This is a genomic window from Pseudomonas quebecensis (assembly GCF_026410085.1).
Taxonomy (GTDB): Bacteria; Pseudomonadota; Gammaproteobacteria; order Pseudomonadales; family Pseudomonadaceae; genus Aquipseudomonas; species Aquipseudomonas quebecensis.
The window spans coordinates 3,988,292-4,014,764 of the sequence record NZ_CP112866.1; the positions used below are offsets into that span (position 1 = coordinate 3,988,292).

23 protein-coding genes are annotated in these 26,473 nt (G+C 61.2%); 14 read left to right on the top strand and 9 right to left on the bottom strand.

The features are described from left to right. Positions 1-83: 83 nt before the first annotated feature. Positions 84-554 carry a bacterioferritin gene (gene bfr / locus OSC50_RS18620; protein ID WP_181080533.1) on the top strand — a complete coding sequence of 157 codons (471 nt, stop codon included), beginning with the start codon at positions 84-86 and terminating at the stop codon, positions 552-554. 68 nt (positions 555-622) lie between these two features. Here the strand turns inward: bfr and grxD are convergent, their stop codons facing one another. Continuing rightward, the gene (gene grxD / locus OSC50_RS18625) at positions 623-961 is read right to left on the bottom strand and encodes a Grx4 family monothiol glutaredoxin (RefSeq protein ID WP_060753947.1); all 339 of its coding nucleotides are present in this window, start codon (positions 959-961) and stop codon (positions 623-625) included. An 86-nt stretch (positions 962-1,047) separates the two neighbouring features. Continuing rightward, positions 1,048-3,156 carry a molybdopterin oxidoreductase family protein gene (locus OSC50_RS18630; RefSeq protein WP_266248156.1) on the bottom strand — a complete coding sequence of 703 codons (2,109 nt, stop codon included), beginning with the start codon at positions 3,154-3,156 and terminating at the stop codon, positions 1,048-1,050. Positions 3,157-3,594: 438 nt separating this feature from the next. On the opposite strand from OSC50_RS18630, the gene argF reads away from it, so the two are divergent. Then, complete coding sequence (gene argF / locus OSC50_RS18635; protein ID WP_266248154.1) at positions 3,595-4,515, top strand: ornithine carbamoyltransferase; 921 nt, start codon at positions 3,595-3,597, stop codon at positions 4,513-4,515. Continuing rightward, positions 4,512-5,621, top strand: coding sequence for an ABC transporter ATP-binding protein (locus tag OSC50_RS18640; RefSeq protein ID WP_266248152.1), 1,110 nt, complete (start codon positions 4,512-4,514; stop codon positions 5,619-5,621). The genes argF and OSC50_RS18640 overlap by 4 nt, the downstream gene beginning before the upstream one ends. A gap of 55 nt (positions 5,622-5,676) precedes the next feature. Here the strand turns inward: OSC50_RS18640 and ybaK are convergent, their stop codons facing one another. Beyond that, entirely contained in the window at positions 5,677-6,147 is a 471-nt protein-coding gene (gene ybaK, locus OSC50_RS18645; protein WP_253510745.1) for a Cys-tRNA(Pro) deacylase, read from the bottom strand. A 325-nt stretch (positions 6,148-6,472) separates the two neighbouring features. On the opposite strand from ybaK, the gene OSC50_RS18650 reads away from it, so the two are divergent. The 11 genes from OSC50_RS18650 (at position 6,473) to OSC50_RS18700 (ending at position 18,825) form a co-directional block, all read left to right on the top strand. Next, positions 6,473-7,327, top strand: coding sequence for an MIP/aquaporin family protein (locus tag OSC50_RS18650; protein ID WP_266248149.1), 855 nt, complete (start codon positions 6,473-6,475; stop codon positions 7,325-7,327). A 76-nt stretch (positions 7,328-7,403) separates the two neighbouring features. After that, positions 7,404-8,909 (top strand): glycerol kinase GlpK, encoded by a 1,506-nt coding sequence (gene glpK, locus OSC50_RS18655; protein ID WP_181080528.1) that lies wholly within the window; start codon positions 7,404-7,406, stop codon positions 8,907-8,909. Positions 8,910-8,992: 83 nt separating this feature from the next. Further along, a complete protein-coding gene (locus OSC50_RS18660) occupies positions 8,993-9,748 on the top strand; it encodes a DeoR/GlpR family transcriptional regulator (RefSeq protein ID WP_253510739.1) in 756 nt (251 codons plus the stop codon). Between the two features lie 248 nt (positions 9,749-9,996). Continuing rightward, positions 9,997-11,535 (top strand): glycerol-3-phosphate dehydrogenase, encoded by a 1,539-nt coding sequence (gene glpD, locus OSC50_RS18665; RefSeq protein WP_181080527.1) that lies wholly within the window; start codon positions 9,997-9,999, stop codon positions 11,533-11,535. Between the two features lie 368 nt (positions 11,536-11,903). Next, positions 11,904-12,830 (top strand): glutamate/aspartate ABC transporter substrate-binding protein, encoded by a 927-nt coding sequence (locus OSC50_RS18670; protein ID WP_181080526.1) that lies wholly within the window; start codon positions 11,904-11,906, stop codon positions 12,828-12,830. A gap of 194 nt (positions 12,831-13,024) precedes the next feature. Beyond that, positions 13,025-13,771, top strand: coding sequence for an amino acid ABC transporter permease (locus OSC50_RS18675; RefSeq protein ID WP_181080525.1), 747 nt, complete (start codon positions 13,025-13,027; stop codon positions 13,769-13,771). Next, complete coding sequence (locus OSC50_RS18680) at positions 13,771-14,442, top strand: ABC transporter permease subunit (protein ID WP_181080524.1); 672 nt, start codon at positions 13,771-13,773, stop codon at positions 14,440-14,442. Before OSC50_RS18675 ends, OSC50_RS18680 begins: the two co-directional genes overlap by 1 nt. Beyond that, positions 14,439-15,173 carry an amino acid ABC transporter ATP-binding protein gene (locus OSC50_RS18685; RefSeq protein ID WP_042560754.1) on the top strand — a complete coding sequence of 245 codons (735 nt, stop codon included), beginning with the start codon at positions 14,439-14,441 and terminating at the stop codon, positions 15,171-15,173. The genes OSC50_RS18680 and OSC50_RS18685 overlap by 4 nt, the downstream gene beginning before the upstream one ends. A gap of 78 nt (positions 15,174-15,251) precedes the next feature. Continuing rightward, the gene (gene aauS, locus OSC50_RS18690) at positions 15,252-17,153 is read left to right on the top strand and encodes a two-component sensor histidine kinase AauS (protein WP_181080523.1); all 1,902 of its coding nucleotides are present in this window, start codon (positions 15,252-15,254) and stop codon (positions 17,151-17,153) included. Then, the gene (gene aauR, locus OSC50_RS18695; RefSeq protein WP_266248140.1) at positions 17,150-18,487 is read left to right on the top strand and encodes a two-component response regulator AauR; all 1,338 of its coding nucleotides are present in this window, start codon (positions 17,150-17,152) and stop codon (positions 18,485-18,487) included. Before aauS ends, aauR begins: the two co-directional genes overlap by 4 nt. Beyond that, positions 18,487-18,825: a GlpM family protein gene (locus OSC50_RS18700; RefSeq protein ID WP_253510736.1), complete on the top strand. Its 339-nt coding sequence runs from the start codon at positions 18,487-18,489 to the stop codon at positions 18,823-18,825. The genes aauR and OSC50_RS18700 overlap by 1 nt, the downstream gene beginning before the upstream one ends. A gap of 124 nt (positions 18,826-18,949) precedes the next feature. On the opposite strand, the gene OSC50_RS18705 is transcribed toward OSC50_RS18700, so the two are convergent. The 6 genes from OSC50_RS18705 to OSC50_RS18730 form a co-directional block, all read right to left on the bottom strand. Further along, positions 18,950-20,347, bottom strand: coding sequence for a sigma-54-dependent transcriptional regulator (locus tag OSC50_RS18705; RefSeq protein WP_266248138.1), 1,398 nt, complete (start codon positions 20,345-20,347; stop codon positions 18,950-18,952). Continuing rightward, a complete protein-coding gene (locus OSC50_RS18710) occupies positions 20,337-22,106 on the bottom strand; it encodes a sensor histidine kinase (protein WP_266248136.1) in 1,770 nt (589 codons plus the stop codon). The genes OSC50_RS18705 and OSC50_RS18710 overlap by 11 nt, the downstream gene beginning before the upstream one ends. Beyond that, positions 22,103-23,230, bottom strand: coding sequence for a GNAT family N-acetyltransferase (locus OSC50_RS18715; protein WP_266248134.1), 1,128 nt, complete (start codon positions 23,228-23,230; stop codon positions 22,103-22,105). Before OSC50_RS18715 ends, OSC50_RS18710 begins: the two co-directional genes overlap by 4 nt. An 89-nt stretch (positions 23,231-23,319) precedes the next feature. Beyond that, positions 23,320-24,174 (bottom strand): alpha/beta hydrolase, encoded by an 855-nt coding sequence (locus OSC50_RS18720; RefSeq protein WP_266248132.1) that lies wholly within the window; start codon positions 24,172-24,174, stop codon positions 23,320-23,322. Beyond that, the gene (locus tag OSC50_RS18725; RefSeq protein ID WP_181080516.1) at positions 24,171-25,565 is read right to left on the bottom strand and encodes an aspartate aminotransferase family protein; all 1,395 of its coding nucleotides are present in this window, start codon (positions 25,563-25,565) and stop codon (positions 24,171-24,173) included. Before OSC50_RS18725 ends, OSC50_RS18720 begins: the two co-directional genes overlap by 4 nt. Next, complete coding sequence (locus OSC50_RS18730; RefSeq protein WP_253510722.1) at positions 25,558-26,256, bottom strand: MtnX-like HAD-IB family phosphatase; 699 nt, start codon at positions 26,254-26,256, stop codon at positions 25,558-25,560. The genes OSC50_RS18725 and OSC50_RS18730 overlap by 8 nt, the downstream gene beginning before the upstream one ends. Positions 26,257-26,473 lie beyond the last annotated feature (217 nt).

Consider the following 26,473-nt stretch of genomic DNA (forward strand, 5'->3'; position numbering starts at 1 on the left):
TTCAATAACTTAGGTTTGACACCAAAGAGTTCGCCGCTCAAACTCCGCCTTATACACAGCTATTACAGGGCAGGACCCCAGTCATGAAAGGCGACATCTCAGTCATCCAGCAACTTAACAAAATCCTTGCCAATGAACTGGTCGCGATCAATCAGTACTTCCTGCATGCGCGCATGTATGACGATTGGGGCCTGGAAAAGCTGGGCAAGCGTGAATACAAAGAGTCCATTAAGGCCATGAAGGACGCCGATGCGCTGATCAAGCGCATCCTGTTCCTGGAAGGCCTGCCTAACGTACAGGACCTGGGCAAGTTGACCATTGGCGAGCACAGCCAGGAGATGCTCAGCAGCGACCTGGGCTTTGAACGCAAGAGCCACAGCGACCTCAAGGCCGCCATCGCTCACTGCGAAGCGAGCGCCGACTTCGGCAGCCGTGAACTGTTGGAAGACATCCTGGAAGACCAGGAAGAGCATATCGACTGGCTGGAAACCCAATTGGGCCTGATCGACAAAGTCAGCCTGGAGAACTATCTGCAATCGCAGATGGGTGAGTAACCCTTCGCTGGCAGATACAAAAAAGCCCCGCTCTCTTTCGAGAAGCGGGGCTTTTTAATGCGGTCGAATCAAGCGTCTGTCTTGGCCGCCGCGTTTGCCGCTGCGTCTTTGATCAGCGTTTGCAACGAACCATCAGCCGCCATCTCGACGATGATGTCACTGCCGCCGACCAACTCACCGGCAACCCACAGTTGCGGGAACGTTGGCCAGTTGGCGTACTTGGGCAAGTTGGCGCGGATTTCAGGGTTTTGCAGGATATCCACGTAAGCGAATTTCTCGCCGCACGCCATGATGGCCTGGGACGCCTTCGCGGAAAAACCGCATTGAGGAGCGTTCGGGGCACCCTTCATGTAAAGCAGAATGGTGTTGTTGGCAATCTGCTCTTTGATCGTTTCGATGATATCCATGGAACACCTCTGCAGGAACTTTGCGACTCACAGTCGGCACTTTGGCGCATTGTAACGCAAAATTCCAGCACGGTGCTCAGGCAAGCTTACGCCGCCGCTACCTGCACGGGCACGCCATTCAAGGCCGCATTGCCGGATAACTCGTCCAGTTGCCGCTCGTCGGTCAGGTCATTGGCGCTGGCCCCTGGCTGCTCGCTGGCAATGCTCATCCGCACACCGGGACGGCCATGGCCCCAGCCGTGAGGCAGGCTGACCACGCTCGGCATCATGTCGAGACTGGCGACCACCTCCACCTCGATCATCCCGATACGCGAGCTGACCTTCACCCGCTGGCCATCATGCAATTGACGACGGGCCAGATCGTCGGGGTGCATGTGCAACTGATGGCGCGGCTTGCCCTTCACCAGGCGATGGTAGTTATGCATCCAGGAGTTATTGCTGCGCACATGCCGACGCCCGATCAGCAGCAACTCATCGGCGGTCGGCACCGGCTGCGCCGCGAAGCGCGCGAGGTCAGCAAGAATTACCGCCGGAGCGGCCTGCACCTTGCCATCCGCCGTTTTCAGCCGCGTGGCCAGATTGGGCCGCAGCGGACCCAGGTCCACGCCGTGGGGATGGTCCGCCAGCATTGCCACCGACAGGTTATGGCTGGAGCCATCGCCGTACGCCCCGGCACGCAGCCCGAAGTCGATCATCTGCGCGGGCGGCAGGGTCGGCTTCAGGGCGGCGCCGGTCTTTGCCGCGAACGCTTGGGCCAGGCCCACGAAGATTTCCCAGTCATGCAACGCGCCCTCGGGTTTGGGCAGGATCGCGCGATTGAACCGGGTGACATTGCGTACCGCGAACATATTGAACGTGGTGTCGTAGTGATCGTTTTCCAACGCCGACGTAGACGGCAGGATCAGGTCGGCATGGCGCGTGGTCTCGTTGATGTACAGGTCGACGCTGACCATGAACTCCAAGCCCTCCAGCGCCTGCTCCAGTTGGCGACCGTTTGGCGTGGACAACACCGGGTTGCCGGCCACCGTCACCAGGGCGCGGATTTGTCCTTCGCCCTCGGTCAGCATTTCTTCCGCCAGAGCCGATACAGGCAGCTCGCCACCGTACTCCGGCCGCCCGGAAACCCGGCTTTGCCAGCGGTTGAAATGACCGCCGCCGGTTGACGCCACCAGATCCACCGCAGGCGAGGTGCATACTGCGCCGCCGACACGGTCCAGGTTGCCCGTCACCAGATTGATCAATTGCACCAGCCAGTGACACACGGTGCCGAACGCCTGGGTCGACACCCCCATGCGCCCGTAGCAGACCGCCTTGTCCGCCGCTGCGAAATCCCGCGCCAATTGACGGATCTGCGCGGCCGGTACAGCGCACTGGCGACTCATCGCTTCGGCGGTAAAGCCGCTGATCGCATCGCGTACCTCACCCAGGCCTTCAACGGGCAAATGGCTGGTGCGCGTCAGATTCTCGCTGAACAAAGTATTGAGCACGCCAAACAGCAATGCCGCATCGCCGCCAGGCCGTACGAACAGGTGTTGGTCGGCAATCGCGGCCGTTTCACTGCGTCGCGGGTCGACCACCACCACTTTGCCACCCCGGGCCTGGATCGCCTTCAGGCGCTTTTCTACATCCGGCACCGTCATGATGCTGCCGTTGGACGCCAGCGGATTGCCACCCAGGATCAACATGAAGTCGGTATGGTCGATATCCGGGATGGGCAGCAAGAACCCATGCCCGTACATCAGGTGGCTGGTGAGGTGATGGGGCAATTGATCCACGGACGTTGCGGAAAACCGGTTGCGCGTCTTGAGCAGGCCTAGAAAGTAATTGCTGTGGGTCATCAGTCCGTAGTTATGCACACTGGGATTGCCCTGGTAAACCGCGACCGCATTCTGCCCATGCTGCGCCTGGATACCCGCCAATCGCTCTGCGACCAGGGCAAACGCATCATCCCAAGGGATCGGCTGCCATTCGCTGCCCACCCGCAGCATCGGCTGGCGCAGGCGATCGGGGTCATTCTGGATATCCTGCAGCGCCACGGCTTTGGGGCAGATATGACCACGACTGAACGTGTCATGTGGATCGCCCTTGATCGACGTGATCGCCAGGCTGCCGTCGTCGGCTCGAGTGGTTTCCACGGTCAGGCCGCAGATGGCCTCACACAGATGGCAGGCACGGTGATGGAGAGTCTTGGTCATGGCCAGTCTCTTTATAGGGGCTTTGGCCTGACTATGGGCCGTGGCCGCGGCGGGCGCCAGCATCGTTCGTGCCGTGAATCGACAGGCATCAGGCCGGGCCATGCGGGAGTAAGCATGAGCAAATGTTACAGAACCTGGCACAGGCCCACTGAAACCGACGCGGCCTGCCCCAGCCCCGCCCCCGCACATTGCAAAAGGTTGCAGCGCCAGTGTACAAATGGCCCGCTGCTGTCAGGAAATTGTCTTCAAACGCGCCTCGGCGTCCTGCTTGAACACCCCTAAAAACGTAGCCCCTATTGGTAAGACGCGACATTTAATGTCAATATCGCGCCTTCCCCTATTTCGTCGCCCCCGTGCGGCTTCCGCCGCAGGTCTCGCCCGTTGTCACAATAAACAAGGCTTTGAGAATCTGCGGTCTGTTGCAAAAGGTAGTTAATGATGAGCGCAAGGCACTTTCTCTCGCTGATGGACTGCACGCCCGAAGAGCTGGTCAGTGTGATCCGTCGAGGCATTGAGCTTAAAGACCTGCGTAACCGCGGCGTACTGTTCGAGCCTTTGAAAAACCGCGTGCTCGGGATGATTTTCGAGAAGTCGTCCACCCGCACCCGCTTGTCCTTCGAAGCCGGCATGATTCAGCTGGGCGGCCAGGCGATCTTCCTGTCGCCGCGTGACACCCAACTGGGCCGTGGCGAGCCGATCAGCGATTGCGCCATCGTCATGTCGCGCATGCTCGACGCGGTGATGATCCGTACTTTTGCCCACAGCACCTTGACCGAATTCGCCGCCAACTCGCGCGTGCCGGTAATCAACGGCCTGTCCGATGACCTGCACCCCTGCCAGTTGCTGGCCGACATGCAAACGTTCCTTGAACACCGTGGCTCAATCCAGGGCAAGACCGTGGCCTGGATCGGCGATGGCAACAACATGTGCAACAGCTATATAGAAGCGGCGATCCAGTTCGACTTCCATCTGCGCATCGCGTGCCCGGAAGGTTTCGAACCCAATGCCCAATTCCTGGCCAAGGCCGATGGGCGCGTACAGTTGCTGCGCGATCCGAAAGACGCCGTGGTCGGCGCCCATCTGGTGACCACCGACGTCTGGACCTCCATGGGCCAGGAAGACGAAACCGCCAAGCGCATGGCCCTGTTCGCGCCCTATCAGGTCAACCGCGACCTGCTCGATATGGCCGCGACGGACGTGCTGTTCATGCACTGTCTGCCCGCGCACCGTGGCGAAGAAATCAGCCTCGACCTGCTCGACGACCCGCGTTCGGTCGCCTGGGATCAGGCTGAAAACCGCCTGCATGCGCAAAAGGCCCTGCTCGAATTCCTGGTCGAGCCGGCGTACCACCACGCATGAACCATTCATTACTGCTGAACCTGCGCAACCTGGCATGCGGCTATCAAGACCAACGGGTGGTGCAGAACCTCAACCTGCACCTCAATGCCGGTGACATCGGCTGCCTGCTAGGCTCCTCTGGCTGCGGCAAAACCACCACGCTTCGTGCAATCGCCGGGTTCGAGCCGGTGCACGAGGGCGAAATAAGCCTGGCGGGCGAGGTCATCTCCAGTGCCGGCTTCACACTCGCTCCGGAGAAACGTCGCATCGGCATGGTGTTCCAGGACTACGCGCTGTTTCCTCATCTGAGCGTGGCCGACAACATTGCCTTTGGCATTCGCAAGCATCCGCACAAAGAACGCGTGGTCGCCGAGCTGTTGGAACTGGTCAATCTGAAAAACCTGGGCAAGCGCTTCCCCCACGAGCTTTCCGGCGGTCAGCAACAACGCGTGGCCCTGGCCCGCGCCCTGGCGCCGGAGCCGCAATTGCTGCTGCTGGACGAACCGTTCTCCAACCTTGATGGCGAATTGCGCCGCAAACTCAGCCATGAGGTGCGCGATATCCTCAAGGCGCGCGGCACCAGTGCAATCCTGGTCACCCATGACCAGGAAGAAGCCTTCGCCGTGAGCGATCAGGTGGGTGTGTTCAAAGAAGGCCGCCTCGAGCAGTGGGACACGCCCTATAACCTCTATCACGAACCGCAGACGCCTTATGTGGCCAGCTTTATCGGCCAGGGCTACTTCATTCGCGGGCAGTTGAGTTCGCCGGAATCCGTGAGTACCGAACTGGGCGACCTGCGTGGCAACCGTGCCTACACGTGGCCCACCGGAGGCGCGGTGGATGTGTTGCTGCGCCCGGATGACATCGTCTACGCGCCGGACAGCGCGTTGAAGGCAAGGATTGTCGGCAAGACTTTCCTCGGTGCATCGACGTTGTACCGCCTGCAACTGCCGACCGGCGCACAACTGGAGTCGATTTTTCCCAGCCATGCCGATCATCAGGTGGGCGCGGAGGTGGGCATTCGTGTTGCGGCTGAACACCTGGTGCTGTTCCAGGCGTCAGGCAGCGTTGCGGCGCAGATTCCGCAAGTCGAATCCGGCGTACGGCGCTACAGCCCTGTCAGTTGATAAATAGGGGGGAGGGCGGAAAGTCCCTCCCACATTGGATTCCCGGCTACTTGAATTACGTCCGGCCAATCTCGGCGAACTTGGCTTGGGTATGTTCCGCCAGCACCGCGGCGGGCAACTCCACTTCCAGCCCTCTCCTGCCCGCACTGACAAAAATCGTCGCGAACGGCTGCGCCGTCACATCGATAAACGTACGCAAGCGTTTCTTCTGCCCCAGCGGGCTGATGCCGCCCAGCAAATAACCGGTCGAACGCTGCGCCGCCGCAGGATCGGCCATTTCGACTTTCTTGACCCCCGCCGCATGAGCCAGTGCCTTTAAGTCCAGACTTCCGACGACCGGTACTACGGCCACCAGTAACTCGCCTTTCTCGCTGCTGGCCAGCAGCGTCTTGAACACCTGCGCCGGGTCAAGGCCCAATTTCTCCGCGGCCTCCAGCCCATAGGAGGCGGCCTTGGGGTCGTGTTCGTAACTGTGAATGCGATGTTCGGCGCGAACTTTTTTCAACAGATCCAATGCAGGGGTCATGGACGCTCCAGGCGTGGCGAACGGATGGCCAATTCTAAGCCAACCCCGCACAAAACGCTCTAGTGCGCCGCCTGCCTTGGCACGCGCCACGCTACGGCGACGTGATCATTCATCAGACCAATAGTTTGAAAGTGACTGACAGTTCACTTTCGACCTTTGACAGCGGTCATTCTTGTCTATATTTTTTCGTTTCCGAATACCGTGGAAATAATCCTACGCATTCGAGCAGTAAGCCGTGACGGAGATGGGGATCCCCGCCACGGTGAAAATCGCGCCAGGTCCAACGAGGCCAAACGCCAGACAAGAAAAACAATTGAGGTTTTCCATGACAACTGCTCTTCGACAGCCTTCACTTTCAAGCCAATGCATGGCCGAGTTTCTGGGCACTGCGCTTCTGATCTTCTTCGGTACCGGTTGCGTCGCTGCGCTCAAGGTTGCGGGCGCCAGCTTTGGCTTGTGGGAAATCAGCATCATCTGGGGGGTCGGCGTGAGCATGGCGATCTACCTGAGCGCCGGGATTTCCGGCGCCCACCTCAACCCGGCGGTCAGTATCGCCCTGTGCCTGTTCGCTGATTTCGACAAGCGCAAACTGCCGTTCTATATCCTCGCCCAGATCGCCGGCGCTTTCTGCTCCGCCGCCCTGGTGTACACCCTCTACAGCAATCTGTTTTTCGATTACGAACAAACCCATCACCTGGTGCGCGGCACTCAAGCCAGCCTCGAACTGGCGTCGGTGTTCTCTACCTACCCCCACGCCCTGCTGAGTACCGCCCAGGCATTCCTGGTGGAAATGGTCATCACCGCCATCCTGATGGGCGTGATCATGGCCCTGACCGATGACAACAATGGCCTGCCACGCGGCCCGCTGGCGCCGCTGCTGATCGGTTTGTTGATCGCGGTGATCGGCAGCTCCATGGGACCACTGACCGGTTTCGCAATGAACCCGGCGCGGGATCTGGGGCCGAAGCTGATGACCTTTTTCGCCGGCTGGGGTGAAATGGCCCTTACTGGCGGACGCGATATTCCTTACTTCCTGGTGCCGATCTTCGCGCCGATTGTGGGTGCATGCCTCGGTGCCGCTGCCTATCGCGGGCTGATTGCCCGCCATCTGCCAAGCGCCGCGCCTGCGGTAATTGAAACACCTGACACGGCTGTCAACGGTAATACCCGTATTTCCTGAAAGCGCCGGCCTGGCGCCCCTGCCCTTCGCGGCCCAGGCTGGTTTCTGACTTCCTATTTCGTTCAAGGCAATCGACATGACCGACCTTCAGAATAAGAACTACATCATTGCCCTCGACCAGGGCACCACCAGTTCGCGGGCAATCATCTTTGATCGTGACGCCAACGTGGTTTGCACCGCCCAGCGCGAGTTTGCCCAGCATTATCCGCAGGCGGGCTGGGTCGAACACGACCCGATGGAAATCTTCGCCACTCAGAGCGCGGTGATGGTCGAAGCGCTGGCCCAGGCCGGCCTGCACCATGACCAGGTTGCCGCCATCGGCATTACCAACCAGCGGGAAACCACGGTGGTCTGGGACAAAGTCACCGGCCGCCCGATCTACAACGCTATCGTCTGGCAGTGCCGTCGCAGCACCGAGATCTGCCAACAGCTCAAGCGCGACGGTCACGAACAGTACATCAGCGACACTACCGGCCTGGTCACCGACCCGTACTTCTCCGGCACCAAGCTCAAGTGGATCCTCGACAACGTCGAAGGCAGCCGCGAGCGTGCACGCAACGGCGAACTGCTGTTCGGCACCGTCGACAGCTGGCTGATCTGGAAATTTACCGGCGGCAAAACCCACGTCACCGACTACACCAACGCCTCGCGCACCATGCTCTTCAACATCCACTCGCTGGAGTGGGACGCGAAGATGCTGGAGATCCTCGACATCCCGCGCGAAATGCTGCCGGAAGTGAAGTCCTCGTCGGAAATCTACGGCCGCACCAAAAGCGGCATCGCCATCGGCGGCATCGCCGGTGACCAGCAGGCCGCGCTGTTCGGCCAGATGTGCGTGGAAGCCGGCCAGGCCAAGAATACTTATGGCACCGGCTGCTTCCTGCTGATGAACACCGGTGACAAGGCCGTGAAATCCAAGCACGGCATGCTCACCACCATCGCCTGCGGCCCGCGTGGCGAAGTGGCCTACGCCCTGGAAGGCGCCGTGTTCAACGGCGGTTCCACCGTGCAGTGGCTGCGCGATGAGCTGAAGATCATCAACGATGCCCATGACACCGAATACTTTGCCGGCAAGGTCAAGGACAGCAACGGCGTGTACCTGGTGCCGGCATTCACCGGCCTGGGCGCACCGTATTGGGACCCCTATGCCCGTGGCGCGCTGTTCGGCCTGACCCGTGGCGTACGTGTGGATCACATTATTCGTGCCGCCCTGGAGTCGATTGCCTACCAGACCCGCGACGTACTGGACGCCATGCAGCAGGATTCCGGCGAACGCCTCAAAGCCCTGCGCGTGGATGGCGGCGCGGTGGCCAACAACTTCCTGATGCAGTTCCAGGCCGACATCCTCGGCACCCAGGTGGAGCGCCCGCAAATGCGCGAAACCACAGCACTCGGCGCCGCATACCTGGCCGGCCTGGCCTGCGGCTTCTGGGGCAGCCTGGACGAGTTGCGTGGCAAGGCGGTGATCGAGCGCGAATTCGAACCTCAGCTGGACGAAAAGGAAAAGGAAAAGCTCTACGCCGGCTGGCAGAAAGCGGTCAGCCGCACCCGTGACTGGGAGCCCCACGAAGGCGCTGAATAAGCCAACGTCGGGTTGTAACTGGCAGGGAGCAGATTCCTGCGTCATCATGGGCCACTTTTGTATGGCAGCCCAAAGGACGCCCCATGAATCTGCCTCCCCGCCAGCAACAAATCCTCGAACTGGTCCGCGAGCGCGGCTACGTCAGTATCGAGGAAATGGCGCAGTTGTTCGTTGTCACCCCGCAAACCATCCGCCGCGATATCAACCAACTGGCGGACGCCAATCTGCTGCGCCGCTACCACGGCGGCGCGGCCTATGACTCCAGCGTCGAAAACACTGCGTACGCCATGCGTGCCGATCAGATGCGCGATGAAAAACAACGCATCGGCGAAGCCGTCGCCGCCCAGATCCCCGATCACGCCTCGCTGTTCATCAATATCGGCACCACCACCGAATCCATTGCCCGTGCGCTGCTGAACCACAACCATCTGAAAATCATCACCAACAACCTCAACGTTGCCACCATGCTCAGCGCCAAGGACGACTTCGACGTGCTGCTCACCGGCGGCAATGTGCGACGCGACGGCGGCGTGGTGGGCCAGGCAAGCGTGGATTTCATCAATCAGTTCAAGGTCGACTTCGCGCTGGTGGGTATCAGCGGCATCGACGAGGACGGCAGCCTGCTGGACTTCGATTACCAGGAAGTGCGCGTGTCCCAGGCGATCATCGCCAATGCGCGGCAAGTGATACTGGCGGCGGATTCCAGCAAATTCGGGCGCAATGCCATGATTCGCCTGGGGCCAATCAGCCTGGTGGATTGCCTGGTAACTGATCAGGAGCCGGTGCCGGCGCTGGTGCAGTTGCTGAATCAGCATAAGGTTCGGCTGGAAGTCGTGTAGGACCCTCTCCCACCTCGAATGGGTTCACCCACCAAAATGTGGGAGGGGGCTTGCCCCCGAAAGCGATCGATCCGCCCCACATAGGTTGAGCCTGATACAGGCTCATGTTCACAAATTTTCCTTTCCCCGCCCTTCGATGAGTTTTTTCAATCGAAGTCGGGTGGCTGTGCCCGCGTTTATCAGCTACCATTTTCGCAAATGAACATTAATGTTCGAATTCCAATACGAAAAGATCGCGAGGCCAGCCGATGAACCCTTCTACCTTGCCTGCTCCACCGCTTGCCGAAGTCTATGACGTTGCCGTGATCGGTGGCGGGATCAATGGCGTCGGCATTGCAGCAGACGCAGCCGGTCGCGGGCTGTCGGTATTCCTTTGCGAAAAGGATGACTTGGCCAGCCACACCTCTTCCGCCAGCAGTAAGTTGATCCACGGCGGCCTGCGCTACCTCGAGCATTACGAATTCCGCCTGGTGCGTGAAGCCCTGGCCGAACGCGAAGTGCTGCTGGCCAAGGCGCCGCACATCGTCAAGCAAATGCGTTTTGTCCTGCCGCACCGCCCGCACCTGCGCCCGGCGTGGATGATTCGTGCCGGGCTGTTCCTCTATGACCACCTGGGCAAGCGCGAAAAACTCGCGGGCTCCAAGAGCCTGAAGTTCGGCCCGGACAGCCCGCTGAAAAGCGAAATCACCAAGGGTTTCGAGTATTCCGACTGCTGGGTCGACGATGCCCGACTGGTAGTGCTCAACGCCATGGCCGCCCGTGAAAAAGGCGCCCATATCCACACTCAGACCCGTTGCATCAGCGCCCATCGCAGCAAGGGCCTGTGGGAAATGAACATGGAACGTGCCGACGGCAGCCTGTTCTCGATCCGCGCGCGCGCGTTGGTGAATGCTGCCGGCCCATGGGTGGCCAAGTTCATCAAGGACGACCTGAAACTGGATTCGCCCTACGGCATTCGTCTGATTCAGGGCAGCCACCTGATCGTGCCAAAACTGTACGAAGGCGCTCACGCGCACATCCTGCAGAACGAAGACCAGCGTATCGTTTTCACCATTCCTTACCTGAACCACTTGACCATCATCGGCACCACCGACCGCGAATACACCGGCGACCCGGCGAAAGTGGCGATCACGGAGGGCGAAACCGACTACATGCTTCAAGTGGTCAACGCTCACTTCAAGAAGCAACTGAGCCGCGATGACATCGTGCACACCTACTCCGGCGTGCGCCCGCTGTGCAACGACGAGTCGGACAATCCGTCGGCAATTACCCGCGACTACACCCTGGCACTGTCCGGGGGCACCGGCGAGGCGCCTATCCTGTCCGTGTTCGGTGGCAAGCTGACCACTTACCGCAAGCTCGCCGAATCGGCCATGGCCCAACTGGCGCCGTACTTCACGCAGATGCGCCCGAGCTGGACCGCCACGGCCAGCCTGCCGGGCGGCGAAGACATGAGCACGCCCGAAGCGCTGGCCGAGGCGATTCGCGCCAGGTTCGACTGGGTGCCGAGCGAGATTGCGCGTCGCTGGTCCACCACCTACGGCAGCCGCACCTGGCGCCTGCTGGAGGGCGTGCAATCCCTGGCCGACCTGGGCGAGCACTTGGGCGGTGGCCTGTACACCCGCGAAGTCGACTACCTGTGCGCTGAAGAATGGGCCACCCAGGCCCATGACATCCTGTGGCGCCGGACTAAGCTCGGCCTGTTCACCACCGAACAGGAACAGGAAGGCGTACGGCGTTACCTCTCCAAGGTTGAGCAGAACCGCAGCAAGATCGAAGCGGCCTGATGACCGCGCTGTACTGAGCGAGCTTGCTCGCTCCCCCCGGAACGCCGCGTTTATTCGGAATAAACGCGGCGTTTTTGCAGTGCTCACGTAGGAATTCGTACCCGGGCCACTGCAGGACCATTCGGATTTCCGAACGCCACACCCCGAGCTATTCGGTTTGCCGGATCGCAGCGCTGGAAAAAACCTGTCATACAAACTTAATCTTTATGTAAATCATATATTTAAGCTTTTGTTTCGAGCCTGGCACGACTCATGCTCTACACTCTTGGACGATTGCCGAGACGCCTCAGGAGCCGTCACGGACATTCGCTGTACAAGAGAGCCGTTTAGCTGGCTTCATAAAAAAAACAAATGTCGAGGAAGTATTGATGCGCATCGTTCCCCATATCCTGGGCGCAGCTATCGCTGCTGCTCTGATCAGCACTCCAGTTTTTGCCGCCGAACTCACCGGCACTCTGAAGAAAATCAACGACTCCGGCACCATCACCCTCGGGCACCGCGACAGCTCCATCCCGTTTTCCTATATCGCGGATGGTTCGGGCAAACCTGTGGGCTACTCCCACGACATTCAGCTAGCCATCGTTGAAGCCCTGAAAAAAGACCTGAACAAACCCGATCTGCAGGCCAAGTACAACCTGGTAACTTCGCAGACCCGTATTCCACTGGTTCAGAACGGCACCGTCGACATCGAGTGCGGTTCCACCACCAACAACGCCGAACGCGCCCAACAAGTCGCCTTCACCACCAACATCTTCGAAATCGGCACGCGCCTGCTGGTCAAAAAGGACAAGGACGGCAAGCCAAGCTACGCCGACTTCGCCGACCTTAAAGGCAAGAACGTGGTGACCACCGCCGGTACCACGTCCGAGCGCATCATCAAGTCGATGAACGCCGACAAGCAGATGGGCATGAACGTCATCTCCGCCAAAGACCATGGCGAATCCTTCCAGATGCTCGAAGGTGGTCGCGCGGTAGCGTTCATGATGGACGACGCCCTGCTGGCCGGCGAAGAAGCCAAGGCCAAGAAGCCGGATGACTGGGTCATCACCGGTACCCCACAGTCTTTCGAAGCCTACGCCTGCATGGTCCGCAAAGACGATCCAGCGTTCAAGAAAGCCGTGGATGACGCCATCATCGGCCTGTACAAATCCGGTGAGATCAACAAGATCTACGCCAAATGGTTCGAAAGCCCGGTTCCACCAAAAGGCCTGAACCTCAACTTCCCGATGAGCGACAAGGTCAAGGAACTGATTAAGAACCCGACCGACAAGCCGGCTCCGGAAGTAAAGATCTAAAAGCTGACTAACCTTATCTCCTGAGGGAGCCAACCCTCCCTCAGGCGTCTGCTACTACCTGCTGGTTTTAACTTGGAACACTCGACCTGGCGGTTTTCGAGCCGATCGCGTGTGCCTGGCGTTCAACGTCAGGCGGGAATGGATTTTCCCCAAGCGGGTGCTTGTACATCGATCGATTTCGAGGGGAGACCCTAATGAATTACAACTGGGACTGGGGCGTGTTCTTCAAGTCCACCGGCGTGGGCAGCGAGACCTATCTCGACTGGTACATCGCCGGTTTGGGCTGGACCATCGCCATCGCTGTCGTGGCATGGATCATCGCTTTGCTGCTGGGCTCCATTCTGGGGGTCATGCGCACCGTGCCGAACCGTTTGGTATCGGGCATCGCGACCTGCTACGTGGAGCTGTTCCGCAACGTACCGCTGCTGGTGCAGCTGTTCATCTGGTACTTCCTGGTGCCCGACCTGCTGCCGCAGAACCTGCAGGACTGGTACAAGCAGGACCTGAACCCGACCACCTCGGCCTACCTGAGCGTCGTCGTGTGCCTGGGCCTGTTCACCGCCGCCCGTGTGTGCGAGCAAGTGCGCACCGGTATCCAGGCGCTGCCGCGTGGCCAGGAATCCGCCGCGCGCGCCATGGGCTTCAAGCTGCCCCAGATCTACTGGAACGTGCTGCTGCCCCAGGCCTACCGCATCATCATTCCGCCGCTCACCTCGGAATTCCTCAACGTGTTCAAGAACTCCTCCGTGGCGTCCTTGATCGGCCTGATGGAACTGCTGGCGCAAACCAAACAGACCGCCGAGTTCTCGGCCAACCTGTTCGAAGCCTTCACCCTGGCCACGCTGATCTACTTCACCCTGAACATGAGCCTGATGCTGCTGATGCGCCTGGTCGAGAAGAAAGTCGCAGTGCCCGGCCTGATCTCCGTGGGGGGTAAATAATGGAACTCGATTTCAGCGGCATCATCCCCGCCATACCGGGCCTGTGGAACGGCATGGTCATGACCTTGAAGCTGATGGTCATGGGCGTGGTCGGCGGCATTATCCTGGGCACGCTCCTCGCGCTGATGCGCCTGTCGTCCAGCAAACTGCTGTCGCGGCTGGCCGGCGCCTATGTGAACTATTTCCGCTCGATCCCCCTGTTGCTGGTGATTACCTGGTTCTACCTCGCGGTGCCGTTCGTGCTGCGCTGGATCACCGGAGAAGACACCCCGATCGGTGCGTTCACCTCCTGCGTCGTGGCCTTCATGATGTTCGAAGCCGCGTACTTCTGTGAAATCGTGCGGGCCGGCGTGCAGTCGATCCCCAAGGGCCAGATGGCGGCGGCGCAGGCGATGGGCATGACCTATGGCCAGACCATGCGCCTGATCATCCTGCCCCAGGCGTTCCGCAAGATGACCCCGTTGCTGCTGCAACAGTCGATCATCCTGTTCCAGGACACCTCGCTGGTCTACACCGTGGGCCTGGTGGACTTCCTCAACTCCGCCCGCTCCAACGGCGACATCATCGGCCGCTCCAATGAGTTCCTGATCTTCGCCGGTGTCGTCTACTTCATCATCAGCTTTTCCGCCTCGCTGCTGGTCAAGCGTCTGCAAAAAAGGTTTGCCGTATGATCTCTATCAAGAACATCAACAAGTGGTATGGCGACTTCCAGGTGCTGACCGATTGCAGCACCGAGGTTAAAAAAGGCGAAGTGATCGTGGTGTGCGGGCCGTCCGGCTCGGGCAAATCCACCCTGATCAAGTGCGTGAATGCGCTGGAACCGTTCCAGAAAGGCGACATCGTCGTCGATGGCACCTCCATCGCCGACCCGAAGACCAACCTGCCGAAACTGCGCTCGCGCGTCGGTATGGTGTTCCAGCACTTCGAGCTGTTCCCGCACCTGACCATCACCGAAAACCTGACCATCGCGCAGATCAAGGTGCTCGGCCGCAGCAAGGAAGAGGCCACCAAGAAAGGCCTGCAACTGCTTGAGCGCGTCGGCCTGTCGGCACACGCCCACAAGCACCCTGGCCAGCTCTCCGGTGGCCAGCAGCAACGTGTGGCGATTGCCCGCGCCCTGGCCATGGACCCGATCGTCATGCTGTTCGACGAACCGACCTCGGCGTTGGACCCGGAAATGGTCAACGAAGTGTTGGACGTGATGGTGCAGTTGGCCCAGGAAGGCATGACCATGATGTGCGTGACCCACGAAATGGGCTTCGCGCGTAAAGTGGCCGACCGCGTGATCTTCATGGACGCCGGCAAGATCATCGAAGACTGCCCGAAGGAAGAGTTCTTCGGCGACATCAGCGCCCGCTCGGAGCGCGCGCAGCACTTCCTCGAGAAAATCCTGCAGCACTAAGCAATTAAGCCCGAGCCAGTGTGGGAGGGGGCAAGTCCCCTCCTACATGGCAGCTCTGGTTGACCCAAGGCATCTGTGATGAAATGCGACCCCAACCAATTTCGCGCCGCACCGCCATCACTTGCCGTGAAACCTCGTCTGATTCGCCAGTTGTTCCTGCCGCCGTTGATCATCGCCCTGATGGTCGGCCTGGGTTACATCGGCTTCTGGATCAGCGAGTACTATGGCATCCGCACCCTCAGTGACAATGGCGAGCGCCAACTGGAACTGCATGCCCGCACCGTCGAAAGCGAGATCAGCAAGTACACCTACCTGCCCAGCCTGCTGGAGCTGGAAACCAGCGTCTCCACACTGCTGGCCGATCCGAATCAGGAAACCCGCAAAGCCGTCAACGAATACCTCGAAGGCCTGAACCGTCGCAGCCGCAGCCGCGCCATCTACGTGATGGACACCACTGGCCGCGTGCTCGCCACCAGTAATTGGCGCGATGCCGACAGTTACCAGGGTGAAGACCTGTCTTTCCGCGCCTATTTCCAGAACGCCGTGCGCGGCCAGCCCGGCCGTTTCTACGGCATCGGCAGCACCAACGGCGAGCCCGGCTATTACCTCGCCCATGGCCTGGAAGAGCACGGCAAGATCATCGGCGTCGCCGTGGTCAAAGTGCGCCTCGAAGCCCTCGAAGAACGCTGGCAGCGCGCGCGCCTCGAAGCATTCGTGAGCGACGAGAACGGCATCATCATCCTCTCCAGCGACCCGGCCCGCCGTCTCAAGGCCGTGCGCCCACTGAGCGATGAGGTCAAGGAACGCCTGGCCCACAGCCTGCAATACTACTGGGCCACCTTGAACGAGCTGGAGCCCCTGGCCCGCGAGCGTTTGAAGGAAGGCACCGAAAAACTGACCTTCCCGGCCAACAGCGAAGTGGTCAATGACGAGCACGCCGTCAGCTACCTGGCGCAAACTCGTCCGCTCAACGACACACCGTGGAGCTTTACCCTGCTCACCCCGCTCAACGACCTGCGTCGCGCGGCCATCAACCAGGGCATCCTGGTGGCAGTGGCCTTCGGCCTGGTCGCCTTCCTGCTGATCGCCTGGAACGAGCGACGCAAGGTCATCGCCACCCGCCTCGCCGCGCGGGAAGCCTTGCAGGAAGCCAACAGCCAGCTGGAGCGTAGGATTGCCGAACGCACCACCGACCTGCGCGCCAGCAACGAACGGCTCAAGGGTCAGATCCGCGAACGGCGCCAGGCCGAAGAAACCCTGCGCCGTGCCCAGGATGAACTGGTACAGGCCGGCAAACTCGCGGCCATCGGCCAGATGTCCACCAGCATCGCCCATGAACTCAACCAGCCATTGGCCGCGCTGCGCACGTTGTCCGGCAACACTGTGCGTTTTCTTGAGCGCGGCGCGCTGGACACCGCCAGCGCCAACCTCAAGACCATCAACGAACTGATCGACCGCATGGGCCGCATCACCGCCAGCCTGCGCTCCTTTGCCCGGCGCGGTGATGACCAGGGCGAGGCCAGCCTGGCCAAAGCGGTGGACGCCGCGTTCCAGGTGCTGGGCGCGCGTCTGGACAACTTGCCGCTGACCCTGCACCGAGACTTCGCCGACGCTGCCTTGCAGATCGATCAGACCCGCCTGGAGCAGATCCTGGTCAACCTGATCGGCAACGCCCTTGACGCCATGCAGGCGCAACCGGCCCCCGAACTGTGGCTGGAAGGCAGCGGCAGCGAGGGCAAGTACCGCCTGCAGGTGCGCGACAATGGCCACGGCATCGACCCCGAGGCGCGCAAGCATTTGTTCGAACCGTTCTTTACCACCAAACCCGGCGAACAGGGCCTGGGCCTGGGCCTGACCCTGTCGGCCAGCCTGGCGGCCGCCACGGGTGGCAACCTCGCCGTGGAGCATCCGGCCAGCGGTGGTACGGCCTTTGTCCTGAGCCTGCCGTTGGCGGGCGCTCAACCCACTGAGTCGACATGAATACAGACCGCAACGACCTCACCGTCCTGATCGTCGAAGACGACCCCCATGTGCTGCTCGGTTGCCAGCAGGCCCTGGCGCTGGAGGACATCACCAGCGTGGGCGTGGGCAGCGCCGAGGAAGCCTTGAAGCGCGTCGGCGAGAACTTCGCCGGCATTGTCATCAGCGATATTCGCCTGCCGGGCATCGACGGCCTGGAGCTGCTCACCCGCCTCAAGGCGCTGGATAAAAGCCTGCCGGTGGTGCTGATCACCGGGCATGGCGATATTTCCATGGCCGTCGGCGCAATGCGCAACGGCGCCTATGACTTCATGGAAAAACCCTTCTCCCCCGAACGCCTGGTGGACGTCGCCCGACGCGCCCTGGAGCAGCGCGGGCTGGCGCGGGAAGTCTGGGCGCTGCGTCGTCAACTGGCCGAGCGCGACTCCCTGGAAGGCCGCATCATCGGGCGCTCGCCGGCCATGCAGAGCCTGCGCGAGCTGATCGCCAACGTCGCCGACACGTCGGCCAACGTGCTGATCGAAGGCGAAACCGGTACCGGCAAGGAACTGGTCGCCCGTTGCCTGCACGATTTCAGCCGGCGTCACGCCCACCAATTTGTCGCCCTGAACTGCGGTGGCCTGCCGGAAAACCTCTTCGAAAGCGAGATTTTCGGCCACGAGGCCAATGCCTTCACCGGCGCGGGCAAGCGACGCATCGGCAAGATCGAACACGCCCACGAAGGCACGCTGTTTCTCGATGAAGTGGAAAGCATGCCGATCAATCTGCAGATCAAATTACTGCGGGTCCTGCAGGAACGCACCCTGGAACGGCTGGGGTCCAACCAGAGCGTGGCGGTGGATTGCCGGGTCATTGCGGCCACTAAATCCGATCTGGACGAACTGAGCCGCGCCGGTCAGTTTCGCAGCGACCTGTATTACCGTCTCAACGTGGTGACCCTGGAGCTGCCGCCCCTGCGCGAGCGCCGCGAAGACATCCTGCAACTGTTCGAACATTTCCTGCAGCAGTCGTCCCTGCGCTTCGACCGCACGGCGCCGGAGCTGGACAACCAGACCCTGTCCAGCCTGATGAGCCACGACTGGCCCGGCAATGTCCGCGAACTGCGCAACGTCGCCGAACGCTTCGCCCTGGGCCTGCCCGCGTTCAAGAAAAGCGGCACCGGCAGCGGCGGCCAGGGGTTGGCCTTTACCGAGGCGGTGGAAGCCTTTGAACGCAACCTGCTGATGGACGCCCTGCAACGCAGCGGCGGCAACCTCACACAGGCCAGCCTGGAATTGGGGATGGCCAAGACCACACTGTTCGACAAGGTCAAAAAATACGGGTTGAGCCACTGATGGATCTGTTTCTGAAGGCCGCCCTGGGCGCGGCGGTGGTGCTGATACTGGCCGCGCTGGCCAAGACCAAAAACTATTACATCGCCGGGCTGGTGCCGCTGTTCCCGACCTTTGCGCTGATCGCCCACTACATCGTCGGCAAAGGCCGCTCGGTGGAAGACTTGAAGACCACCATCCTGTTCGGCATGTGGTCGATCATTCCGTACTTTGTGTACCTGGCTGCGTTGTATGTGATGGTGGACCGAATGCGCCTGGAAGCTTCTTTAGCCGTGGCGGCGCTGGCTTGGCTGATGGCCGCCACAATCCTGGTGAGCATCTGGGTACGCCTCCATACATGACCGGACTCGGTCAAAAACTGTGGGAGGGGGCTTGCCCCCGATAGCTGTGTGACAGTCAGCTCATCTGTAACTGGGCCACTGCAATCGGGGGCAAGCCCCCTCCCACAGTTTTATCCTGGTTGAGTCAACGGACGATCTTGTCGACCTGGATGCCCAGCTTCTTCAGCCGATACCAGAAGCTTCTCTCGGAAATCCCGATCTTGGCCGCCGCCGCGGCCTGCACGCCGTTGCTCTCCTGCAACGCCGCAAGGATGTAGGCTTTCTCGACCTCGGCCAGCGCCGCATCCAGGTCCTGGGGAATGCCCGGTCCGTCGCTGAGAATCGTCGTCACGCCGCCCTCGCTCGGCTTGGACGCAAACAGATAACCCGGCAAATCAATGTCTTCGATCACCGGCGTGGCGGCCACAATGGTCGCGCGCTCCACGCAGTTCTGCAGTTCACGGATATTGCCCGGCCAGTGATAAGCCGCCATGGCCTGCAACGCCTCAGGGCTGAAGCCGGTGATCCGCTTGCCCGCCGTGGCGCTCAGGGTCTGGGCGAAATGCCGGGCCAGGGGTGCGATGTCTTCCACCCGCTCGCGCAGGGCCGGCAGCGGGATCGGGAACACATTGAGGCGGTAATACAGGTCTTCGCGAAACTCCTTGCTGGCCACCGCCTCCAGCAGGTTTTTATTGGTGGCGGCGATTACGCGCACGTCCACCTTGCGCTCGCGCGGGTCACCCACCGGCTCGATCACCCGCTCCTGCAAGGCGCGCAGGATCTTAGCCTGCAACGCCAGGGGCATATCGCCCACTTCATCCAGAAACAGCGTGCCCTTGTCCGCCTGCTGGAAGCGCCCGACCCGGTCCGACACCGCGCCGGTGAACGCGCCCTTGCGATGCCCGAACATCTCGCTCTCCAGCAGGCCTTCGGGAATCGCCGCGCAGTTGACCGCCACGAAGGGTTGGTCGGCACGGCTACCGTGCTTGTGGATGGCGCGGGCCACCATTTCCTTGCCGGTGCCGCTCTCGCCCGTCAGCAGGATGGTGGCGCTGCTGTCACGCACGGAATCCACCGCCTGCAGCACCTTGCGAAACGCCGGGCTATCGCCCACCAGGCTATCGAACTGCGCGTGTTCGTCCAGCTCGGCGCGCAGGCGTGCGTTGTCGCGCAGGATGTCGCGAAATTGCAGAGCCTTGGCCACGGTGATGTCCAGCTCGTCGATATCGAACGGCTTGGCGATGTAGTCATAAGCGCCGTTGCGCATCGACTGCACGGCGTTTTTTACCGTGCTGTAGGCGGTCATCACGATCACCGGCACCTGGGGATAGCGCGTCTTGATTTCCGCCAGCAGTGCCGGCCCGTCCATGCCCGGCATGCGCCAGTCGCTGATCACCAGGTCGATGTCTTCCTGCTCCAGCACCTTGAGCGCGTGCAGGCCGTTGCCGGCGGTAAACACCTGGATGCCATTCTGGCCCAGGGCCGACGAGAGCAAATCACAGAGTTTGGGCTCGTCGTCGACCACCAATACGTTATGCGTCATGACTGTCCTCCTCGTCTTCGCCCCGCGCCGGAATGTACAGGCTGAACGTGGCGCCGGCCTCTTTCTCACTTGTGCATTCAATGCTGGCGTCGTGACTTTCCATGATCGAATAGACCTTGGCCAGGCCCAGCCCGGTGCCGGAGGCCTTGGTGGTGACGAACGGCGTAAAGATACGCTCGATCATCTCGGCAGGAATGCCTTGGCCGCTGTCGGCAATGCTGATGACCGTATTCTCGCCGACGCTGCGGATGCCCAGGGTCAAACGCCCGCCGTCGGGCATGGCGTCGATGGCGTTGATAATCAGGTTGAGGCAGGCCTGCTTGAGTTGCCGGGCGTCGGCATACAGCGTCGCGCCCGGCGCCTGGTCGTCGATCTGCGCATCGATGTTATGGGTGGCCAGCTCCGGCGCGCAGAAGCCGAGGATCTCCTCCACCAGCGCCCGCGCCGGCTGCACCACGCGCAGCGGCGGGTTGGGCTTGGCGAAGTCGAGGAATTCGGTGATCAGGTCATTGATGCGGCTGACTTCGCTGATCACGTATTCAAGGTGGCGCTTGTCGGCGGCCGGCAGGTCGGCGCGACGGTGCAGCAACTGGGTGGCGGTCTTGATGATGCCCAATGGGTTGCGGATCTCGTGAGCCAGGCCCATGGCGACTTCGCCCAGCGCGTGCAGGCGGTCGCGGCGACGCAACTGGGCTTCGAGCTGGTGCAATTCGCCCAGGCGCTCGGTCATGTGATTGAAGGTGCTGCTCAACTGCGCCAGTTCATCGCCGCCGCTGACCTCGACGCGGTGTGCGTAATCGCCGGAGATCACCGCGCTCACGCCCTGGGACAGATCCCGCAGCGGCCGGGTCAGGCGCCGCGACACCAGCACCCCGGCGGCCAGTGACAGCGCCGAGCTGAGCAGGAAGATCAGCACGAACAGGTTGCTCTGGTTGACCAGCCCCACCAGGCTGGTGTGGCGCAGCAACCCGCTGAAAATCACGCCTTGCAACTCGCCGGCATCGTTGAAGATCGGCCAGTACAGCCCGCTGTAGTTATGGGTGAACTGCTCGCTGGGTTGGCGCGTGCTGCGCATCGCCGCCTCGACATCCTTGGGGATCCGCGAGGGGTGATCCTCGAAACGCTGGGTCGAGAAAATCTCCGAGAACCCTTCCGGGTTGGCCAGGTACAGCCGCAGGTCGAGGGAATGCACATCGGCCACGCTGGTGAGGAAGCTGCTGTCCAGGTAGGTGCCGACCAGCAGCACGTAATCCACGCCGTCCTGGGTGGTCTCGAAGGTCGAGACCACGATGCCGGTGGACACGCCGCCCACCTGCACGGTCTGCAAGACGGTGTTCCTGGCCAGGCTGATCTGTTTGACGATGTCGTCGGCGGCAGTGCTGAACACCGGTTTGTTGTCACTGACGCGAATCAGCGCGACCACATCGATGTCGGTGGCATCGGCAATGTCCGCCGTCAGCCGGTCGTGCTTGGCCGCCTGTCTGCTCGCGGGCGGGCTGGTGTAGCGCAGGAACAGCTTGGCCATGCGCGCGTTGTCGTGAAGGATATCGCCGATCTCGTCCTTGACGATCTTGGTCGACTCCTGCAGCCAGATGCGCACGTTGCTGTCGAAAATCTCCGACAGCGTGGTGGCGGCCAGCTCCGCCGCGATCATGGTGGGGATCACACTGACCAACCAGAACGCCAGCACCAGCTTGCGCTGGACACTCCAGCGCGAAATGGCAAACGGACGGGCTTTCTGGCGGGTCTTGGTGATCATCGGGATTCGCTTATTGCAGCAGCCATGGCAGGGTCGGAACGATCCGGTCGGATAAACAGTTTTACCAGCGCGAGCAGACCGTTGACCAGGCGGTTACGGTGCCGGAAGAACACCTGGTTGCCCTGGAACTTGCAGCCCAGGCGCAGCTTACTGGCATAGCCGGCCTGCCCGCACTCGTACGCTGCAATTTTGTGTTGAATACAGTAGTCGACATTGGTCAGCCAACTGCGAAAGTACAGGTTGTGGTCGCGGGTGAAGGCGACGTCATGCCCGAAGAACTTGTCCACCAGCCGATGTTCGTCCCTGAGCATGAGGTTGAACGCTACCAGTTGCTCATCCACCCAGTACAGAACACACACCGCGCGGCCTTCGAGGCGTTCGAGCACGCCGGTGAAGTAGCTGGCGGGCAGGCGCTCGAACTGCAACTCGGCGCGGGTAAGCGTGGCTTCGTACAGCCTCATGACCTCGGGCAGCACATCATCGATATTGTCCCGCCACTCGACACGCGGCCCCGGCGCGCGCAGCTTGCGGCGCAGGTCCTTGCGCGTGGACTTGCCCAGCGAACCGAGGTAGGCGTCCACCGAGCCATAGGGCAGCGGCAGCACGCCAGTAGGCAGGCTCGGCATACTCTGGAAACCGGCGGCGCGGCAGCTTTCGCGCCAGTGCGGGTCGTGGCTGGGGGCATCCTTGACCGCCAGCAGGCCGATGCCGAGGTCATCGGCGTCCTGTCGGGCGGCCTGCAGCAGATGCGTGAGCACCAGCGGGCGGCGCACCTGCGGTACCTCGCTGGCAAACCCGACGTCGCAGCGCTCGGCCAGCGGCGAGCCCAAGGCATACAACCCCAGCTGCAACGCCCCCGGCCACAGGCGTTGCAGGCGAGTGGTCAAGCGCTTGCCGACGCCGGACACGGTGGTGTCGAGACGGTAATGGGTAATAAAGGCCGGCGCCACGGCCACCAGCGTTCCATTGTCGTACACGGCCAGGTAGCGCCATTGAAAATCCTCGACGGCGGCGTTTTCCACGGCGACGTAATAGTCCCAATCTTCAAGCGCACCGGGAAAACAATCGTTCCAGGCAATGCGCTGCAGAGCCCGGATGGTTGCAAAGGCTTGGGTGGTGATCACGTGTTCCCCTTTTTTGGCTGAGGATCTGGTTGGGTCAGTTCGAGTGGTGAGCAGGCTTGCCACAGAGCCCGCTCAGCACATCCGTCGCGTTAACCACAACACGCCAACACATCGTCGGTCGCCCGTTCGCGGATAAAAGCGGCGCTCAGTTCGATCACACGCCGGTATTGCAGGTCGACGGTGATCATGTGGTAGCAGTCGTCCAGCAGGATCTTGGTCACCGGTCCGCCCAGGTAGCGCTCGACGTAGTCGGCGTTCCAGCGGCTGGTGATGTCGTCTTCGATCGAATGCAGCACGAGCGCCGGGACGTTGATCGACGGCATGCGTTTCTTCACCACGGCGTTCATCCAGTGCAACTCGCGCACCGTCACCCCTTCCATGGTCAATAACCCCGCCTCGCTGCTTTCACCCTCCTTCATCTGCCGCTCGACGATTGCCCGTAACCGTTGGTTCTTGATGCCGTAGGGCGGCTTTTCAGTAAACCGGAACAGGCGCACGCCGAACGGGATGCGGATCAGCAACGGCGTGATGAACGCCATTTTGCTGATGCTCCAGCCATCGTACTTAAGGGTGGTGGAATACATCAGCAGCCCGGCGACCTGGCCCGGATGCTCCGAAGCCAGGTACATCGACATCACCGCGCCCATGGACAAGCCACCGACGAACACTTGCCCATGCCGCTGGCGCACCTGCACGAAGGTCTTGCGCACGCCTTCGTACCAGTCGCGCCAGCCGGTGGCCTGCAAGTCGCTGTTGCCGCCGCAGTGTCCGGCCAGGGTCGGCACGTACACCGTGCACGTACCGTCCCTGGCCAGGCCCTTGGCGACCTGGCGCAATTCATTCGGGGTGCCGGTCAGGCCGTGGATCAACAGGACCCCGACCGGACCGTTGCCGAGCACGAAACCGGCATCACCTTCACCGAGGTCGAACCCGTGACCGTTCACCGCTTGGTCGCCCGTACCAGCAGTTGTTCCAGCAGCTTGAGGCCCAGTTCGATTTCCGGGTAGCTGATTTCCAAGGACGGCGCCAGGGTGATCACGTTTTTGTAGTAACCGCCCACGTCGAGGATCAGGCCGAGTTTCTGCCCGTCGACCACCATATCGCCCTTCATGCCTTCCTCGACCATGTAGTCCAGGGTCGCCTTGTCCGGGGTGAAGCCATCCGGACCGCAGATTTCGCAGCGCAGGGCCAGGCCCAGGCCGTCCACGTCGCCGATGATCGGGAAACGCTTCTGCAAATCCTGCAAACCTTCAAGGAAGAACTTGCCCTTGGCCATGACCATCGCGCCGTAGTCGACTTCGTTGGTCATCTTGAACATTTCCAGACCCACCGCCGTGCCCAGCGGGTTGGAGGCGAAGGTGGAGTGGGTCGAGCCTGGCGGGAAGATCTTCGGGTTGATCAACTCTTCGCGAGCCCAGATGCCGCCCAGGGGGTTGAGCCCGTTGGTCAGCGCCTTGCCGAACACAATCACATCGGGCTGCACGTCGAAGTGTTCGATCGACCACAGCTTGCCGGTGCGGTAGAAGCCCATCTGGATTTCATCGGACACCAGCAGAATGCCGTGCTGATCCAGTACCTGCTTGAGTTCGCGGTAAAAGTTCATCGGCGGGATCACATAACCGCCGGTGCCCTGGATCGGCTCGACGTAGAACGCGGCGTATTCGCTCTGGCCGACTTTCGGGTCCCACACGCCGTTGTATTCGGTCTCGAACAGCCGCGCGAATTGCTGCACGCAGTGGCTGCCATACTCTTCCTTGGTCATGCCCTTGGGGCCGCGGAAGTGGTAAGGGAACGGGATGAACTGCGCACGCTCGCCGAAGTGGCCATAGCGGCGACGGTAGCGATAGCTGGAAGTGATCGACGAGGCGCCGAGGGTGCGCCCGTGATAGCCGCCTTCGAAGGCGAACATCAAACTCTTGCCGTTGGTGGCGTTACGCACCACCTTCAGGGAGTCTTCAATCGATTGCGAACCGCCGACGTTGAAGTGCACGCGGCCGTCGAGGCCGAATTTGTTCTTGGCGTCGACGGCGATCATTTCCGACAACTCGATCTTGCCCTTGTGCAGGTACTGGCTGGCGATCTGCGGCAGGGTATCGATCTGCTGTTTCAGCGCATTGTTCAGGCGCGGGTTGGCGTAGCCGAAGTTGACCGCCGAGTACCACATTTGCAGGTCGAGGTAGGCCTGGTCTTCGGTGTCCCACACGTAGGAACCTTCACAGCGGCTGAAAATGCGCGGCGGCTCGATGTAATGGACGGTATCGCCGTAGGAGCAGTACTTGGCCTCTTTGTCCAGAAGCACCTGGTCTTCGGCGGTTGCGATGCGGATATCAGACATGATGGAAGAGTTCCTGGGAGTCAGTAGCAAAGGAGGATGTGTTGGCGGCAATGCTCTGCGGGAGCCGCGCCAGCAATGCCGTCACTTCGGCAAAGGTGTCGAAGCGCGCATGGGGGATGGCGTTGGCGACGCAGTACTCGGCAAGGCTGCCCTTGGCGAACACGAAGTCAGCGGTGGAGGCCACGCACATGTCGGACTTGCCGTCGCCGATCACCAGCACCCGCTTGTTGCGCGGGGTGGATTTGCACTTGCAGTTGCCGGACGCGGCGCGGCAGGCATCGCTTGAATAGGGAAAATCGATGCGCCAGCTGTTCTGGTCGACCTGGCGCAGGCGGTTGGCGAGGATCGGCAGCAAGGTCACATAGTTGCGCGACAGAATCCGCGCGATGCCTTGCTCGATGCCGTCGCTGACCACTTCCAGACTCGCCCCCAGGCCGAGTACGTGATCGACGAAATCCGGAAAATCCGGGTCGATCTCGACGCTGTCGAAGTACGCCAGCAATTCGCTGGGCGTGGCCTTGATCAGCGCCAGTTGGCGGCTCAGGCATTCGCGTGAACCGATATGCCCGTCCAGCCATTGCTGCTCGATGGTTTCCCACTCGGGGCCGGCGAAGCGTTGGAGGACGTTGTCGATGACATCGGTGGGCGTGATGGTCCCGTCGAAGTCACACACGATATGCCAGTCAATCATCTGCGTTTACCTTGAAGAGGGCGCGCTGCATGCGCTTGCCCAAGGGGTAGAGCAGAGACTGTGCCAAGTGGCCATCACCCCGTGCAGCCGGGGCTTTGCTCGGGGTGCGGGGCTCATATGTGTCGTGACAGCTACAATTTTTGTAGCTTGCTACAAACAACATGAGTGCTTGCACGGCCACCGTGCTTTGCGCGTTCATGCGCGGGTATTCAATCAA